Below are 17,812 nucleotides of genomic sequence, written 5' to 3' on the forward strand. Positions count from 1 at the left end.
TAGTACAAAAATAGTAGAGGAGACTTTAGGTGATACCATTATTAAGTAAATTATATGGTCCGTTTTTTGATTTGAATAACTGGCACAACGTAATCTTTTCGGAGGATGCATGGGTTGTTATTTTATCCCTAGTATTAATCGAATGTTTACTGTCAGTTGATAATGCGGTGGTGTTAGCCACGCAGGCTCAAGTTTTACCAACTAAGAAGGAACAAGAAGAATCATTATTCTATGGTCTTTGGGGTTCTTATATCTTTAGATTTATCATTATTGGATTAGGGGTTTTCCTAATTCACATTTGGGAATTAAAGGTTGTTGGTGGATTATATCTTTTCTACTTAGTCTATGCGCACTTTGCCCATTCCGACAAACAGAAAAAATCCATGTTCAAACAATCTGCCAACGAATCCAATCGTAAACGCTTTTGGATGACAGTATTGCAAATTGAATTTATGGATATTGTCTTCTCCGTTGATTCCGTGTTAGCTGCTCTAGCAATCTCTGATAATCCAGTGATTGTATTGCTAGGTGGATTAATCGGAATTCTATGTATGAGAGGAATTGCTGAAGTTATCATGTTAGTGATGAAGAAGGTCCCAGAGCTAAAGACAATGGCATACTTCTTAATCGCAGTGATCGCTTTGAAGTTAATTCTTTCAATTCCAATGATTGATATCGAAATTGAACCACTTCACTTTGGTTTAATCGTATTAGTTACATTCATTGTAACTTTCATCATTCATTTTATTCGCAAAGCAAAGAGGTAATATCATGGCTACAACAATTACAAGGGAAAACCTTGCACAAGAAACTGATAACAAAATCACTGTCATTGATTTTTGGGCACCATGGTGTGGTCCTTGTAAGATTATGGATCCCGTGCTTGAAGCAATGGAAGAAGAATTCGGTGACCGCATTCACTTTGGTAAGATGAACGTCGACAATAATGAAGACGTTGCAAAACAATACAAGGTGATGGGACTACCAAGCATCGTTTTATTCAAAAACGGTAAGGCGGTTGAAAAGGTAACCGGAGTATATCCAAAGGAAAAGATGGCACATTATCTAAACCGTAAGCTAGAAGAAATGTAAATTTTAGTTGACGGATTAAATCCGGAGTGCTAATCTTAATTTAATCAAATAAAGTAAAAACAATTATTCCAAACTAAGTAACGAATTAGCTGGGTGTCAGGAAGTCGGTGGTTGCTGCGAACCGATCAGGTTAATTACGATGAAATACATTGGATAGTGTCTACCCAAGAACGGTAACTAGAGTCGTTATTTCTAGAGAGTGAGTGACCACTACGTGTGGTTACTAATTTGGGTGGTACCACGGTAAAAATACAAATAAGTCGTCCCTGTTGTTTTAGACAACAGGGACTTTTTTTATGGAAAGAAGAAGATAATATGAGAATTGCAAACTGCGGAGGATTAATCCGATATTAAGATAGATAAAAAACTACATATATTAAAGTTTACATTATTTAGAGGAGAGATATTATGCAAGAAGAAAAGAAACCGACAGTCACTTTGGCTGAGGGAATTATCGTATTAGTTGTCATGATGGCGATTATGTCATTTGGTGTGATTGGTTTAGGGATTTCACCCGAAGTACCAATTCTAGCTGGAATTATGTTATTGGTATTTTGGGGTCGTTTTAAAGGCTTCAAGTGGGATGACATAGATGAAGGATTCGTTAAAGGAATTAAAAATGGAATTGTTCCATTATTTATCTTCCTATTAATTGGTTCATTGATTGGTGTTTGGATTGCCTCAGGGGTAATTCCTTCATTAATGGTATTTGGTTTCCATTTGATCAACATCAACTGGTTCTTACCATCAATCTTTCTAGTATGTGCCTTAGTTGGTACTTTCATTGGTAGCGCATTCACTGTTATCTCTACTTTGGGGATTGCGTTTATGGGAATCGGTATCACAATGGGCATGAACCCAGCGATGATTGCTGGTGCCGTTATCTCAGGTGCTGTATTCGGTGATAAGTCATCACCACTATCAGCAACTGTTAACCTAGCAGCTGCCGTATCAGGTGCTGATCTAATTGCTCACATCAAGAACTTGATGTGGTCAACTATTCCAGCAATGATTGGTTCATTCATTATCTTCGTGTTCTTAAACCACAGTGATGGTAAGGCCAACCTAGGAAATGTCGACAAGACAGTCAACGTATTGAACAATAACTTCCACATTTCATTATTAGCAATTATTCCCATCGCACTCCTACTTATCTGTGCATGGAGTCATATTCCAACAATTCCTACATTATTTATTAACATCATTGTTTCAATCGGATTAATGGGAATTCAAGATCACAAACTTTCACTACTAAAGATTAACGACCTAATTACCAATGGATTCGTATCAAAGACTGGTAACAAGTCAGTCGACCTTCTTCTATCAAGAGGGGGCATTAGTTCCATGATGGGCACTCTAGCATTAATCATGATTGCTTTAGCATTTGGTGGATTATTAATGCATCTAGGCATCATCGACGCTGTGGTACAACCACTTACTAAGCATTTAAACAGTGACGCTAAGCTAATCATCGCCGTAATCTTCACTGCCATTGGTGTGAACGTCTTCGTTGGTGAACAATTCCTATCAGAAATTCTACCTGCAAACGCATTTAAGAAGGTCTTCCACCAAGCTGGACTAGCACCGGTTGCACTAAGTCGTGCGATTGAAGATGGTGGTACCGTTATTAACTACCTAATTCCTTGGGGTGTTGCTGGAGCATTTATTTCAGCAACATTGGGTGTCCCAGCAAGTCATTTTGCACCATTCCTATTCCTAAGTATTTTGTCTCCAGTATTCTCAATCTTGAGTGCGGTCACAGGAATTGCGATTAAACACAATAAAGATTAACTAATATTTAGAATAATTTAATGCTATTAAGAAAAAGTTAAAAAACCTATCATAAAGCGGTTTGTGATAGGCTTTTTGTTTGCATTTTTTTGCGTTGCACATCACTTCAAATGAAACATAAAAGGGGTAAATCGAAAAAAATTCAAAATTTTTTTGCAAAAATTGCCTATATATTGTACACGATTATTAAAACCGGAAAGCCGAGTTAATCGTCATTGTGTTCATTTGTGTTTCAAAACATTACAGGAATATTACTATATTACAAACGAGATGATGAATGTAACTCGTATGTAACACTCATGTAACATTAAGTAGATAGAATGTGCATTCGTTGTTAAAGAACAACAATTGCAATTTTTCATTTTTTAATTTTATATAGGAGTGTTTCAGTTATTAGATATAAATTTCATGTTTTATTTCTTGTAATCGCAATCTCGTTCGCGGGATTACTTTCTATTTACCGAAATGCTACTGTAGACACTAATGCGAATACAGTAGTGACTGTGAAGTCTGGCGATACACTAGAAAACTTGTCAGATAAGTACAATGTTTTCATGTCTGTTTTAGAGCATGCTAATGGCAAGTATAGTGATGATTTATTAGCTGGAGATCAAATCGTTGTTCCAGATAATAATAATGATGCAAAAGACGATAAGAAGGTTTCAAAGCAACACTCGAATAAGTCAAATAAACATCATTCTACTTCTAAGAAACAAAATCAATCACAATACAGTGCTCAATCAGCATGGAACAAAGCAAATGCCGAAGCAAAGGCATGGATTTCTTTCCATGAATCTACCGATTCATACACCGCACAAAACGGTCGTTACTATGGTAGATATCAATTAGATAGTAGTTACCTTAACGGTGATTACTCACCAGCTAATCAAGAACGTGTCGCTGAACAATACGTTGCGAACCGATATGGTTCTTGGGTAAATGCCAAACAACATTGGGTTGCCAATAACTGGTATTAAAAAGAGACGTTGAAAGTTTTACTTTCAACGCCTTTTTTTTACCCATTTTGATGCTAATTTACGTTTTGCAAGGTTTTTTTAAAAACTTTTTTGGGGATTTTTTGCCAGATTAGAAACATTTTTAGAATAATTTAAGCTGTGTGTAACGTTTTAAATCGCTCAACCACAGGCTATACAGTGATTTTGATGTCATATTGTTACAGCGTAACGACAATATTACGAAAAGGCCAAATCTTTTAACTTGTGTGATATAGGCATGTAACAGATACGATGTAGTATATATCACAGTTAATCAAATCGATTAACACTTTCGACGATACAGAAATACAGAATTATAGATTTTTATAGGAGTGAATTATTATCGTTAAATTAAATAGTATGAAGTCAATGTTATTTGCTACTGCCGCAGTAGCTGGATTATTTGTAGCTGGTGGTGCTAACGCACACGCAGATCAAACTGCTAGTGCAACTGCACAACAACCACAACAAGCTAAGGCAACAGTTAAGAAGACTGTGACTGTTCAAAGTGGTGATACTCTATGGGGATTATCACAAAAATACAACGTTTCATTAAGTTCACTTAGAGCAGTTAACAACCGTGTTAACACAGATCTAATCTATGTAGGTGAAAAATTAACTCTACCTACAAGTGCAACTGTATCTACTGATCAAAAGACTGTAGCTTCAACAACTACTACTCAAAGTACTACAAACCAACAATCAGTAGCACAAACTCAACAACAAGCACAACCACAACAACAAACTCAAGTTCAATCACAAGCTCAACCTCGAGTACAACAAAGAACTCAAAGCACAACTAACTACAGCCAATCAAGAAGCACAAGCTACACTGGCTCAAGCAGTTCTGCTAAGGCTTGGATTGCTAACCGTGAATCTGGTGGTTCATACACTGCCTCAAACGGTCAATACTATGGTAAGTACCAACTAGGTGCTGCTATGCTACACGGTGACTACTCAGCTGCTAACCAAGAAAGAGTTGCTGACCAATATGTTGCTGCCCGTTACGGTTCATGGGATAACGCTAAGTCATTCTGGTTACAACACGGTTGGTACTAAGATCTTAGCCGATTTATTCAATCGATATTTATTTCTACAAAAAGGCGCCTTTACTGGCGTCTTTTTTTATTGCCTGATAATCCTATCATGACAGGGTTATTGAATTTGTTTGCATAAAAACATTAAATAATGACTTGTTAAATTTTTGAAGTGTGATATATTATAAACAACATAAAAAGAGATTCGCCTTTAAGTATTGACCAGAGAGTCAGACAAGGCCTATGCGTAGAAACTATACGCCATCAGTGTAAACAACAGACATTGAGGGACTTTTCTGACACGGTCAGGGAAGTCCTTTTTTATTATCTTGGTTTCAATTAAGCAACTCCAGAGAGGGTGCATTGGAATATACGCAATCAGACCATTCCAAGCACCCACTCCATCGAGTTGGGTGCTTTTTTAGGAGGATGGATACATGCAAACACATTTTTTAGATCTTAATCAGTTAAATGATGACGAAATCATGGGACTAATTAAATTAGCCATCGAGTATCGAGACGGTAAACTAGTGAAGCTAAAACGTCCGGTCTACTTCGCTAACATGTTCTATGAAAACAGTACGCGGACACACACATCATTTGAAATGGCTGAACGCAAGTTAGGCATCACACCGATTAACATTGACCCTAAGAATAGCTCGGTGCAAAAGGGTGAGACCTTATCAGATACAGTTAAGACCTTACAAGCAATCGGAGCAGATGGGGTGGTCATCAGACATAAGACGACCGGTTGGTATGAACCACTAGTCGACGACAAAAGAATCCACACAGCGTTGGTAAATGCCGGAGACGGTAGCGGCCAACATCCATCACAAAGTTTGCTAGACTTGCTTACCATCTACGACGAGTTCAAAAAGTTCAAAGGCTTAAAGATTGCCATTGTCGGAGACTTACTTCATTCCAGAGTGGCACGCTCGAACGCTGAAATTTTGAAACGACTAGGCGCCAAGTTATACTTCGCCGGACCAGACGAATGGTACCCAAGTGATTTCGATAACTTCGGGGAATTCACCAACATCGACACTATCGTCGGTAAAGTCGACGTCATGATGATGCTAAGGGTGCAACTGGAAAGACTAAACGAGGATGCGCGTGAAAGTTTCACCGCCGTCGAATACGCCAACATCTTCGGACTAACCGAGGAACGTGGCAGCAAGATGAAGAAGAAAGCCATCATCATGCATCCGGCACCGGTCAATCGCAACATCGAAATCGCCGATTCACTTGTCGAAGCACCACAATCGAGAATCTTTCGACAAATGCAAAACGGGGTGTTCGCCAGAATGGCCATCCTAACATCAATCCTAAAGAGTAAAGACTTAATTGCGGAGGACGAATATGAAGACATTAATTAAAAACGTGTATGTAGATAACCAATTAACATCCATCCTAATCGAAGATAATAAAATCAAGGCCATCGGCACTAACCTAGGCGACAAGTTCAATCACGTGATCGACGGAAACGGGGCAACTGCACTACCCGGACTAGTCGACGTCCACGTCCACTTCAGAGATCCCGGACTAACTTATAAGGAAACCACAGAGACCGGAAGTAAGGCCTCAGCACACGGTGGCTTCACCAGTGTCTGTGTAATGCCAAACGTCAAACCGGTTGTGGACACACCACACGAGTTACAAGAACAATTAAGTCTAAACCAACGTGAGAGTGTTGTGCATGCCTACCAATACGCCGCAATCTCCAAGCAACTAATCGCATACAAGCCAACCGACTTCACCCAAATGGCTGAGATGGGCGCCATCGCGTTTACCAACGACGGCCACGGAGTCCAAAACGCCGAAACAATGTACTTAGCCATGAAGGAAGCTCAAAAGCTAAACAAACCACTAGTAGCCCACGTCGAAGACGACTCACTAATCAACGGAGGGGTGATGAACGCGGGAGCTAAGGCCGACGAACTAGGCCTTCCAGGGATGTCACCACTATCCGAATCATCACAACTAGCCAGAGATTTGGTTCTAGCAAAAGACACCGGCGTTCACTACCATGTCGCTCACATCTCAACTAAGGAATCAGTCGAACTAGTCAGAATGGCCAAACAACGAGGCGTTAACGTTACCGCCGAGGTTTCACCACATCATCTACTACTAGACGACTCAATGATTGAATCAGACAACCCAATGATGAAGATGAACCCACCGCTAAGAAGTCCAGAAGACAGACACGCACTAATCGCTGGTCTAATGGATGGGACAATCGACATGGTTGCGACCGACCATGCACCACATAGTGAAAAGGAAAAATCAGGATCAATGAAGGATGCTGCATTCGGAATTGTCGGTATCGAAACAGCATTCAGCCTAATGTACACCAGCTTTGTTAAATCAGGATTGGTTGACCTAAAGACATTGGTGAAATGGATGAGCAAAAATCCAGCTGACATCTTCCACTTACCTGCGGGTAGGTTAGAAGAGGGCCAACCAGCTGATTTAACCTTGATGGATTTAGACGATGAATACGAAATCGATGCCAACGACTTCTTGTCAAAGGGTAAGAACTCACCATTCATCGGCCAAAAGGTATATGGCAAGACAAAACTAACATTAGTAGACGGCAACGTCGCATATCAAGATGGGAGCGTGGAATAGATGCAAGAACGATACCTAGTATTAAAGAATGGATCAACATATGAAGGAATCGGATTTGGTTCCAAGAAGGTAGTGCACGGTGAATTGGTTTTCTCAACAGGGATGACCGGTTACCAAGAAAGCATGACCGACGCCAGTTATGACGGTCAAATGCTAGTGTTTACCTACCCACTAATTGGAAACTATGGGGTCAACAGAGACGACATGGAAAGTTTGCACCCATCAGTCGCAGCCATCGTCGTAAACGAAATTGCTAGATTAGTAGGAAACTGGCGCAGCAACATGACACTAACTCAATACGCTGAATTAGAGGACCTACCGGGAATTTCCCAAATCGATACCAGAGCGCTAACCCAAGAACTACGTGACGAAGGTTCCATGGAAGCTGTCATCGTCGACGACTTAGACCCAGAAACAATTAAAGCAGCCTTTGACCAACCACTAGAAAGCACCTCCGCACAAAGTGCATCAACTAGCAGCGTCTACCAAGCCCCTAACACTGGTTTGCGTGTCGCTTTAATCGACTTCGGACTAAAGGACTCCATCTTACGTTCACTAGCGCAACGAAACCTAAACGTGACCGTCTTCCCATCAACCAGTACAGCGGAAGAAATTCTAGCCAGTCATCCAGATGGCATTCTATTATCTAACGGACCTGGCGATCCAAAGGACCTAGAATACGTCCTACCAGTCATCCGCGAACTAGAAGAACAACTACCAATCCTAGGGATTTGTCTCGGCCACCAACTATTCGCGCTAGCAAACGGCGCTAACACCTACAAGATGAAGTTCGGCCACCGTGGGTTTAACCACGCGATTGCAGAAGCCGGTAAAAAACAAACTTACTTCACTTCACAAAACCACGGATACGCGGTCGATGCTAAATCAATTCCATCAACTGAACTAGAAATTACCCAAACCGAAATCAACGACGGAACTGTCGAAGGAGTGCGTTTGAAGAACAGACCAGCATTCTCGGTCCAATATCACCCAGATGCATCACCTGGACCACACGATGCTGAATACGTCTTTGATGACTTTGTAAAAGCAATGCAAGATAACCAGAAAGCGGGGATTTAAGATGGCAAAACGAACTGACATTAACAAGATTTTAGTAATTGGATCCGGCCCAATCATCATCGGGCAAGCTGCTGAATTTGACTACTCAGGCTCACAAGCTTGTCTAGCATTGAAAGAAGAAGGATACGAAGTAATCCTAATCAACTCCAATCCAGCGACTATCATGACCGACACAACCATCGCCGACAAGATTTTCGTTGAACCAATCACATTGGAATTCATCAGTAAAATCATCCGCCAAGAGTTACCGGACGCCATCCTACCAACACTAGGTGGGCAAACTGGTTTGAATATGGCCAAAGAACTAGCTGACAGTAACATCCTAGATGAGTACAACGTCGAACTACTAGGGACCAAGCTAGACGCCATCGAAGAAGCCGAAGACAGACTTCGTTTCAAAAACCTAATGGAAGAAATCGGTGAACCAGTTCCAGAATCAAAGACGGTCGAAAACATGGCAGACGCAATCGCTTTCGCCGAAGAAATCGGCTTTCCACTAGCAATTCGTCCAGCTTACACACTAGGTGGAACCGGTGGTGGATTCGCGCACAACATGGCCGAATTCGAAGAAATCATGGAAAACGGATTGCGCCTATCACCAATCAGCCAAGTCCTAGTGGAACGCTCAATCGCTGGTTTCAAAGAAATCGAAATGGAAGTAATGCGAGACCAAATCGATAACGCGATGATTGTCTGCTCAATGGAAAACGTCGATCCAGTCGGGGTCCACACCGGAGACTCAATCGTTGCCGCACCGGTGCAAACCTTATCTGACCGCGAATACGAAATGTTAAGAGACGCCGCACTGAAGATTATCAGAGCTCTTCATATTGAAGGGGGCTGTAACGTGCAAATGGCACTAAGCCCAACTTCAATGAAGTACTACATTATCGAAGTTAACCCACGTGTCTCACGTTCATCAGCGCTAGCATCAAAGGCAACCGGATACCCAATCGCCAAGATTGCCGCCAAGATTGCGGTGGGAATTAATCTAAACGAAATCAAGAACCCGGTAACTCAAATCACACTTGCTCAGTTCGAACCAGCTTTAGATTACGTCGTAACCAAGATTCCACGCTGGCCATTCGATAAGTTTCCACAAGCTGATAACCATCTAGGAACCCAAATGAAAGCCACCGGTGAAGTCATGGCCATCGGTCGAAATTTCGAAGAATCTTTATTAAAGTCAGTTCGTTCTTTGGAAATTGACCAACGTTACTTTGACCCCGCCGAATATGAAAACGTCGATACTGCCGACATGCTTCAAGCAATTGAAGACCCAACCGACGATCGACTATTCATGATTGCCGAATTGATTAGAAGAGGGGCAACCATTGAACAAATCAATGCCCGCACTCAAATCAACCTATTCTTCCTAGATAAAATCCAACACATCGTCGAAATTGAAACAGAGTTAGCAACCGACCAATCACTGCCAATGTTGAAGATGGCCAAACGTTACGGTTTCTCGGATGAATGGATTGCTAAAATCTGGGACACAGAAGAAAGCAAAGTGCGCCAAATGCGTAAGGATAACCAAATTGCCCCGGTATACAAGATGGTTGATACATCAGCTGGTGAAATTAAGGCGGCGACTCCATACTTCTACAGCACATGGGGCCAACATAGTGAATCAGAAGTATCAGACAAGAAGTCAGTCCTAGTACTAGGTTCTGGTCCAATTAGAATCGGTCAAGGAGTCGAATTCGATTACGCCACAGTTCACGGTGTGCAAACCTTACAACAACTGGGTTATGAAGCCATTATCATGAACTCCAACCCAGAAACGGTTTCAACCGACTTCTCAATGTCAGACAAACTATACTTCGAACCACTAACCATCGAAGACGTACTAAACGTGATTGACATTGAAAAACCAGAAGGTGTTATCGTCCAATTCGGTGGTCAAACCGCCATCAACTTGGCAGAACCACTCCACGAAGCAGGCGTTAAGGTTCTAGGAACAACCGTCGAAGACATCAACCGTGCCGAAGATCGTCACGACTTCGACCAAGTTATCAAGCAATTAAAACTACCTCAACCACAAGGTGACACCGCCACCAATATCGATGAAGCCCTAAAGATTGCTAACCAAATTGGTTACCCAGTCATGATTAGACCTTCATACGTATTAGGTGGAAAGGCAATGGAAATTGTCCACGATGACGAAGAACTACATCGCTACATGACTAAGGCGGTCCACGCATCCAACGACCACCCAGTCCTAATCGACCAATACCTACTAGGTTCAGAAGCAGAAGTCGATGTTGTCTCAGACGGAGAAAATGTGGTCATTCCGGGAATTCTAGAACACATCGAAAGAGCCGGAATTCACTCAGGGGACTCAATGGGAGTATACCCACCACAAATCATGTCACAAACTGTTCAAGACCAAATCGAAACCGCAGCGGTTGAACTAGCCAAGGCACTAAACACCAAGGGATTGATGAACGTCCAATTCGTCATTAAAGACGACGTGGCATACGTCATCGAAGTTAACCCAAGAGCATCTCGAACAGTGCCATTCATGTCCAAGGTGGCCCACGTCCCAATGGCTGATCTAGCAACTCGCATCATGGCCGGTGAAAAACTAGCCGACCTAGGATACAAGTCAGGAGTGGTCACACCAGCCAACCGCATTAGTGTGAAATCACCGGTGTTTAGTTTCTCCAAACTACCACTAGTCGATAACACACTAGGACCTGAAATGAAATCCACCGGTGAAGCGATGGGTTCAGATACCAGCTACGCCAAGGCACTATACAAATCATTCATCGCATCCGGAATTACAATTCCAACTTCTGGTAACGTCTTATTCACAGTTTGTGATGAAGACAAACAAGAAGCATTAGAACTAGCCAAACGTTTCAGAAAATTAGGGTTCCAAATTAAAGCGACTGCAAACACTCACCGCTTCTTCCAAGACAACGGACTAGACAATACACTAATCCACAAGTTCTCAGAAGACGATGACAATAACCCGGTCAGCGAATTAAACAAGCAACACTTAAAACTAGTCGTTAACACCATCGACTCAACCGAAGCGACTTTCGACGATGAAGCACAAATTAGAGCCGCAGCGATTGAAAACGCAGTGCCATTGTTCACCGCATTGGACACAGTCGCATCATTGTTAACAGTACTAGAAGATCAAACACTAACCGTCAACGCACTTTAGGAGGAATTCAAATGTCAGTAGACTTATCAGCACAAATCGCCAACATGTCAGTAAAGAACCTATTTTTAAACGCGTCAGGAATTCATTGTCAAACAGAGCAGGAACTAGATGAATTGATGAACGAATCAGTATCAGGAGCAATGGTAACCAAGAGTATGACTCCCAAGAGTCGTTTTGGAAATCCGCTTCCCCGTTACTACCGTATGGAAAATGGCTCTATTAACTCAATGGGGCTACCTAACCAAGGGTTCGATTACTACATTGATTACTTGAAGAATCATGAACAAAAAAAACCAATCATAGTTTCAGTGGCGGGGATGTCAAAGCAAGAAGATTTGGAGATGCTACACCAACTTCAAGATAACGACGACTACCAAGGTTTGACCGAGTTGAACCTATCCTGTCCAAACGTGATTGGCAAACCACAAATGGCCTATGATTTTGCAGCTGCTGATGACTTACTGCATGAGGTATTTAGTTTCTATAAGAAACCATTAGGAATTAAGTTACCGCCATACTTTGACCTAGTTCATTTTGACATGATTTCTGAAGTATTGAACAAGTATCCACTAAGTCACGTTAATACGATCAACTCTGTCGGAAATGGTCTGTGGGTTGATACCAATTCTGAAACGGTTGTATTAAAGCCAAAGGGCGGCTTTGGAGGCGTCGGTGGATCAATGGTCCTACCAACCGCCTTAGCTAATGTCCGCGGCTTGCGCCAACGTCTAAACGATGACATCAAGATCATCGGAACCGGTGGAGTTACCAACGGTCGAGACGCTTTTGCCCACATTCTATGTGGTGCTGAAATGGTTTCAATTGGAACACAACTATACGAAGAAGGTTTGACTACCTTTGAAAGAGTAACCAAAGAGCTAACTGACATTATGGAGGCCAAGGGATATACATCACTAGATGATTTCCGCGGCAAACTAAAGACAATTGAAGACTAAATAAAAGACCGACATATGTCGGTCTTTTTTATACATAAACTCCAATAATTAGAAAATAATTAGAAAAGTATGTTGACTTTCTAATTATTAGTGATATTATTCTATTAATCGCCGACGATATAACGTTATATAATGTATTTAATTTTTAGGATGTGATTTTATGAAAAAATGTTTTAAATTCATTGGGGGATTTTTTATCCTTGCGTGTTTGACTGTAATTCTTTCTTCTTGTGGAAGTTCCAATAAGTCTAGCTTAAATCAAATTAAATCAAGTGGTGTATTGAGAGTTGGAATGATTAGTTCTAACCCACCTTATGAGTTCCATACGGGTTCTTCTAATGGTGAAAGTACTTTAAGAGGATCAGACTTGCATCTAATTAAAAAATTAGCAAAAGCATTGCACGTGAAATATACAATTCAAAGTATGGACATGAACGGACTATTGCCATCAGTACAAGCTCATAAAGTTGATATGCTTGTAACAAGTCTATCTCCTACTCCAGAACGTGAAAAAGCTGTTGATTTTTCAGATGTTTATTACAAGAGTGAAAATGTATTTTCAGTTAAAAAGTCAGAAGTTAATAAATACAATAAGAACCCTAAGCTATTGGATCATGCAACAATTGCTGTAGTTAATTCTTCTACTCAAGAACCAATGGTAAAGAAAATGTATCCAAACGCTACAATCAAAACATTTACTACTGTTCCTGACCTTGCTTTGGCAGTAGCGAATAATAAAGCAGATGCTTTCTGTATTGACCTTCCTACAACCAAAATCTTGTTGAATCAAAATAAAGGTCTTGGCGAAACTAACATTAAACATAACGATGCAAGTAAAGGTGCTGCAATTGTCCTACCTAAGAACACATCTAAAGATCTAAAAGAAGTTGTAAACAAGGTAATTCATGAAAATAAAGACAACTACAAAAAGTGGGTTGTTGATGAAGCGAAATATGTAAAATAAAGTTGAGGTGATTATATGTCTTTTATATCAAGCTTTTCATTTATGTCTCAGTATTGGATGATGTTTGTTCAAGGAGTTATAACAACAATTGAATTGGCGATAATTTCCATTGTTTTTGGATTTATTATCGGAATTGTATTAGCAATACTTAAAAAATCTAAATATTCTATTTTATCAATATTCGCCAAGGCTTATATTGGATTTATTAGAGATACACCATTATTAATACAAATTTACATTGTATACATTGGATTGCCTATGATTTTTGATGTTAATATCTCTGATTTTGCAACAGGTGTTATAGCTCTAACTTTATACTCAGCTGCATATATAGCTGAAATTATTCGTTCAGGTATTGAATCATTACCTATTGGACAATTTGAAGCATCATTAGCATTGGGAATGAATAAATGGAAGATGATGAGAGATATTATTTTACCTCAAGCTATTAAAAATATTTTACCCGCATTAGGAAATCAATTTATCGGAAATGTAAAGGATTCATCTTTAGTTTCAGTTTTAGGTATTACAGACTTAATGTATCAAGCTCAGACCGTTCGTGGATCAACTGCATTGGGCGTTCAACCTATTTTAGTGGCAGCGGCGATATATCTTGTTATTACCTGGATTTTGAACTGTGGAATGTCATATGCAGAAAGGAGGATGAGCGTAAATGATATCCGTTAAGAATTTATCTAAAAATTATGGAAACAATAAAGTTGTAAAAAATGTTGATTTAGAAGTAAAAAAAGGTGAAGTAGTAGTTATTATTGGTCCTTCTGGTTCTGGTAAAAGTACTCTTTTGAGGTGTTTGAACTTATTGGAAAGACCAAATGAAGGTACTATTAAGTTTAATGATAAGAATATTGATATAAACATGAAAGATGTAAAATCAATCAGAACTAAGGTTGGTATGGTATTTCAACAATTCAATTTATTCCCCCATTTTACAGTGTTGGAAAATGTATGCCACGCTCCAGTAGTAGTTCAGAAAAAGCCTAGAAAGACTGCCGAAGAAGATGCTAAAAAATTATTGGAATCAGTTGGTTTAGGAGATAAGAAAGATGCATATCCTTCTTCTTTATCTGGAGGCCAACAGCAAAGAGTGGCTATTGCAAGAACGTTAGCTATGAATCCGGATGTTCTTTTATTCGATGAACCTACATCAGCTTTGGATCCTGAAATGGTAACAGATGTATTACGTGTAATGAGAGACTTAGCTCAGCATGGTAGAACAATGATTATCGTTACGCATGAAATGGGATTTGCTAAAGAAGTTGCTGATAGGGTTGTGTTCTTTGATAAAGGGAAAATCGTTGAAACGGGAACCCCAAAAGAAATATTCGATTTTCCTCAACATGAAAGAACATGTGATTTTATATCGAGAGTACTGCATGTTATATAGAAAGTGTGATTTTTTTGATAAATAAAGATGATAAACTTCCATTATACATTCAAGTGAAAAATGATTTGATAGCAAAAATCAATAATCACGTATATAAGGTGGGAGACAAGTTACCGACTGAAGATGAGTTAGAAAGTATCTTTGGCGTAAGTCGAATAACTATTCGTCGTACCATTTCTGACATGGAAGAAGACGGTTATCTTTTGAAAAAACAAGGTAAGGGTACTTTTGTCATTGAAAACCAGGTAAAGAGAAATTTATTAACACTAAATGGATACAGTGATTTCATGTCTTCTATCAACCAAAAACCAAAAAGAAAAATCATTAAAGTAACAACATATGAAAAAGACGAATGGATTTCGGAACAATTAAAGCTGGATAATGAAGCAACATATACGGTTCTATCAAGAGTATTGAAGTTAGCGGATGGGAACTTTGGATACGAAATTAATTATTATCCAAAAGTTTATTTTCCAGAAATTGAAAAATTTATTTCTGATAATAGATCAACTACGGATTTATTAAGTACGCGTTATCACTGCTCAGTAAAGAATAGTAAAAAGATAATCAATATGAGCTTTGCAAATACAGAAATTGCCAACTATTTAAATGTTCTCAAGGGAGAGCCGTTATTCAAAGTAGATAAAATTAATTATGACGTTAATGAAAAGCCTGTTTTTGTTTCAGTTATGTATTATGTTGGTGCAAAAACAACTTTCGTTGTCTAGTCATACGATTGGGAGAATTATTATGAAGGTAGTGGGAATTGGAGATAACGTAATTGATATATATTGTGATCAAAAAGTTATGTACGTAGGTGGAAATGCTTTAAACTTTTGTGTTTTTTCTGAAGAAGTAGGAAGTAGTTCATCTTTTGTAGGAAACTTTGGAAATGATGAATTGTCAAAGTTCGCAATTTCCACGCTTAAGAAACTGAATATAGACATTAGTCATTCTAAGCGCTTAGAAGGAGAAAATGGATATTCAAAGGTGAATTTAAACAATGGTGACAGAGAATTTATCTATAGTAACCGTGGTGGTGTTCTAAAAAATAAAATTTTACTAGAACAGGATGACTTGGATTTTATTAATAGAAACGATTTAGTGCATTTTAATATAAATGGTAATAGTGATGACTATTTGAAGTATATCAATGGGCCGAAGATTGTTTATGATTTTTCTGACTTGTTTGATGAATCAATAATTAAAAAGAATGCTCCATATATTGATTTGGCATGTTTTTCATGTCCGAAATATTCTGAAAAAGAAATGTTTGATCTTATTGATAAGGTCAAAAAAATTGGAATTGAAAGAGTTTTGTGCACGTCAGGGGCAAAAGGAGCTTGGATCAATGATGGTAATCGTGTAATTCATGTTCCTGCCCATATCGTTTCCCCAATTGATACTATGGGAGCCGGAGATTCTTTTATAGCATATGTTTCTAACAATATATTCGATAAAGATAAAAGTAAGACAATTAAAGATATTCTTACAGAAGCGTCTTATTACTCTTCGAAACAAGTAATGAGAAATGGCTCTTTTGGATACGGAAGAAGATTTTTCGAAGGAGATATCTAAAATGGAAAAATATATGAATACTTCTACACAAGAAGAAATTAAAAAGATAGTTAATAAGATAAAAGCAAAGCAAGAAAATATTAAAACAGTCTTTTTTGTTGGATGTGGAGCATCGTTATCAGAACTTTACGTTGGAAAATATTTCCTTCAACAAAATTCACAAAAGTTGCAATCATATTTGATTAATGCAAACGAGTTCAACTATGCAAAGCCTGTGTCAGCTAATGATCAAAGTGTTGTCATTGTTGCCTCTTTGGGTGGAACTACGGATGAATCAATTGAGGCTGTTTCGAGGGCTAAATCATGGGGATGTCATACAATTGCAGTTACTCATGAACCTAAATCTGATTTAACTACAGATGCAGATTATACAGTTACTCATGGTTTCTTCGAAAGTTACGCTGCAAAGGCAGCAAAACAAAAGGTAGTTCTTGAAATTGCGGTTGAAGTTCTTCAACAGTTTGAAGGGTACAAAGACTACAAAGATATGTCTGATGGAATTAACAAAATCGATGATGTTATTAATTCTGCAGCAAGCAATTCATATAATAATGCAGTAGAATTTGCTGATAGATATAAAGATGATAGTACAATTTATACCTTAGCAAGTGGACCTACATTCGGCTCCGGATATTCAACAGCAAACTTTATTTTTATGGAAATGCAATGGATATCATCTCCACTGATTAACAGTGCTGAGTATTTCCATGGTCCATTTGAATTAACTAATACCGCTACACCATACCTTTTGTTTATGAATGAAGGATCATCCAGACATCTAGATGCTAGAGCATTGGCGTTTTTACAAAGATTCAACGCTAAGGTTACAGTATTAGATGCCAAAGATTATGGATTAGCTGATTCGATTCCTGAAAGTGTAGTTGATTACTTCAATCCGCTACTATTAACTGGAGTTATGAGAGTTCATTTAGAGCAATTAGCTATTGCCAGAAAGCATCCATATACTAAGAGACAATACATGTGGAAGTTAGAAAGTTATTAAATAAAAAAGTAGTCATTAACTATATGACTGAACTGAACCCCTTGAGTTGGAGAAATCTAACCTAAGGGGTTCTTTTATGTTTTCTAAAGAATTAAAATTAGCTGC

The 17,812-nt window shown here is 39.1% G+C and carries 16 protein-coding genes; all 16 read left to right on the top strand.

Features of this window, described 5'->3' with window-relative positions:
• Positions 1–32: 32 nt before the first annotated feature.
• Positions 33–767, top strand: a complete 735-nt coding sequence (locus JUD45_RS05240) for a TerC family protein (protein ID WP_034534155.1) — start codon at positions 33–35, stop codon at positions 765–767.
• Between the two features lie 4 nt (positions 768–771).
• Positions 772–1,092 carry a thioredoxin gene (gene trxA / locus JUD45_RS05245; protein ID WP_054607852.1) on the top strand — a complete coding sequence of 107 codons (321 nt, stop codon included), beginning with the start codon at positions 772–774 and terminating at the stop codon, positions 1,090–1,092.
• Positions 1,093–1,500: 408 nt separating this feature from the next.
• Positions 1,501–2,883 carry a Na+/H+ antiporter NhaC gene (nhaC, locus tag JUD45_RS05250; protein WP_138766070.1) on the top strand — a complete coding sequence of 461 codons (1,383 nt, stop codon included), beginning with the start codon at positions 1,501–1,503 and terminating at the stop codon, positions 2,881–2,883.
• 431 nt (positions 2,884–3,314) lie between these two features.
• A complete protein-coding gene (apf, locus tag JUD45_RS05255; RefSeq protein WP_498034157.1) occupies positions 3,315–3,860 on the top strand; it encodes an aggregation-promoting factor in 546 nt (181 codons plus the stop codon).
• Between the two features lie 387 nt (positions 3,861–4,247).
• Complete coding sequence (gene apf / locus JUD45_RS05260) at positions 4,248–4,937, top strand: aggregation-promoting factor (RefSeq protein WP_187155687.1); 690 nt, start codon at positions 4,248–4,250, stop codon at positions 4,935–4,937.
• A 415-nt stretch (positions 4,938–5,352) separates the two neighbouring features.
• Entirely contained in the window at positions 5,353–6,291 is a 939-nt protein-coding gene (locus JUD45_RS05265) for an aspartate carbamoyltransferase catalytic subunit (protein WP_203619808.1), read from the top strand.
• Complete coding sequence (pyrC, locus tag JUD45_RS05270; RefSeq protein ID WP_203619809.1) at positions 6,275–7,543, top strand: dihydroorotase; 1,269 nt, start codon at positions 6,275–6,277, stop codon at positions 7,541–7,543. Before JUD45_RS05265 ends, pyrC begins: the two co-directional genes overlap by 17 nt.
• On the top strand, positions 7,544–8,623 hold the full coding sequence (locus JUD45_RS05275) for a carbamoyl phosphate synthase small subunit (RefSeq protein WP_203619810.1): 1,080 nt from the start codon (positions 7,544–7,546) through the stop codon (positions 8,621–8,623).
• Between the two features lies 1 nt (position 8,624).
• Positions 8,625–11,801 (top strand): carbamoyl-phosphate synthase large subunit, encoded by a 3,177-nt coding sequence (carB, locus tag JUD45_RS05280; RefSeq protein WP_203619811.1) that lies wholly within the window; start codon positions 8,625–8,627, stop codon positions 11,799–11,801.
• Between the two features lie 11 nt (positions 11,802–11,812).
• The gene (locus tag JUD45_RS05285; RefSeq protein WP_203619812.1) at positions 11,813–12,757 is read left to right on the top strand and encodes a dihydroorotate oxidase; all 945 of its coding nucleotides are present in this window, start codon (positions 11,813–11,815) and stop codon (positions 12,755–12,757) included.
• Between the two features lie 160 nt (positions 12,758–12,917).
• Positions 12,918–13,721: a transporter substrate-binding domain-containing protein gene (locus tag JUD45_RS05290; RefSeq protein WP_187155662.1), complete on the top strand. Its 804-nt coding sequence runs from the start codon at positions 12,918–12,920 to the stop codon at positions 13,719–13,721.
• 15 nt (positions 13,722–13,736) lie between these two features.
• Complete coding sequence (locus JUD45_RS05295; protein ID WP_187155663.1) at positions 13,737–14,408, top strand: amino acid ABC transporter permease; 672 nt, start codon at positions 13,737–13,739, stop codon at positions 14,406–14,408.
• A complete protein-coding gene (locus JUD45_RS05300; protein WP_187155664.1) occupies positions 14,395–15,126 on the top strand; it encodes an amino acid ABC transporter ATP-binding protein in 732 nt (243 codons plus the stop codon). The genes JUD45_RS05295 and JUD45_RS05300 overlap by 14 nt, the downstream gene beginning before the upstream one ends.
• 14 nt (positions 15,127–15,140) lie before the next feature.
• On the top strand, positions 15,141–15,854 hold the full coding sequence (locus JUD45_RS05305; protein ID WP_187155665.1) for a UTRA domain-containing protein: 714 nt from the start codon (positions 15,141–15,143) through the stop codon (positions 15,852–15,854).
• Positions 15,823–16,704 (top strand): PfkB family carbohydrate kinase, encoded by an 882-nt coding sequence (locus tag JUD45_RS05310; RefSeq protein ID WP_225434721.1) that lies wholly within the window; start codon positions 15,823–15,825, stop codon positions 16,702–16,704. The genes JUD45_RS05305 and JUD45_RS05310 overlap by 32 nt, the downstream gene beginning before the upstream one ends.
• Before the next feature lies 1 nt (position 16,705).
• Positions 16,706–17,707 carry an SIS domain-containing protein gene (locus tag JUD45_RS05315; protein WP_438800472.1) on the top strand — a complete coding sequence of 334 codons (1,002 nt, stop codon included), beginning with the start codon at positions 16,706–16,708 and terminating at the stop codon, positions 17,705–17,707.
• Positions 17,708–17,812 lie beyond the last annotated feature (105 nt).

Source organism: Apilactobacillus nanyangensis (assembly GCF_016861915.1).
Taxonomy (GTDB): Bacteria; Bacillota; Bacilli; order Lactobacillales; family Lactobacillaceae; genus Apilactobacillus; species Apilactobacillus nanyangensis.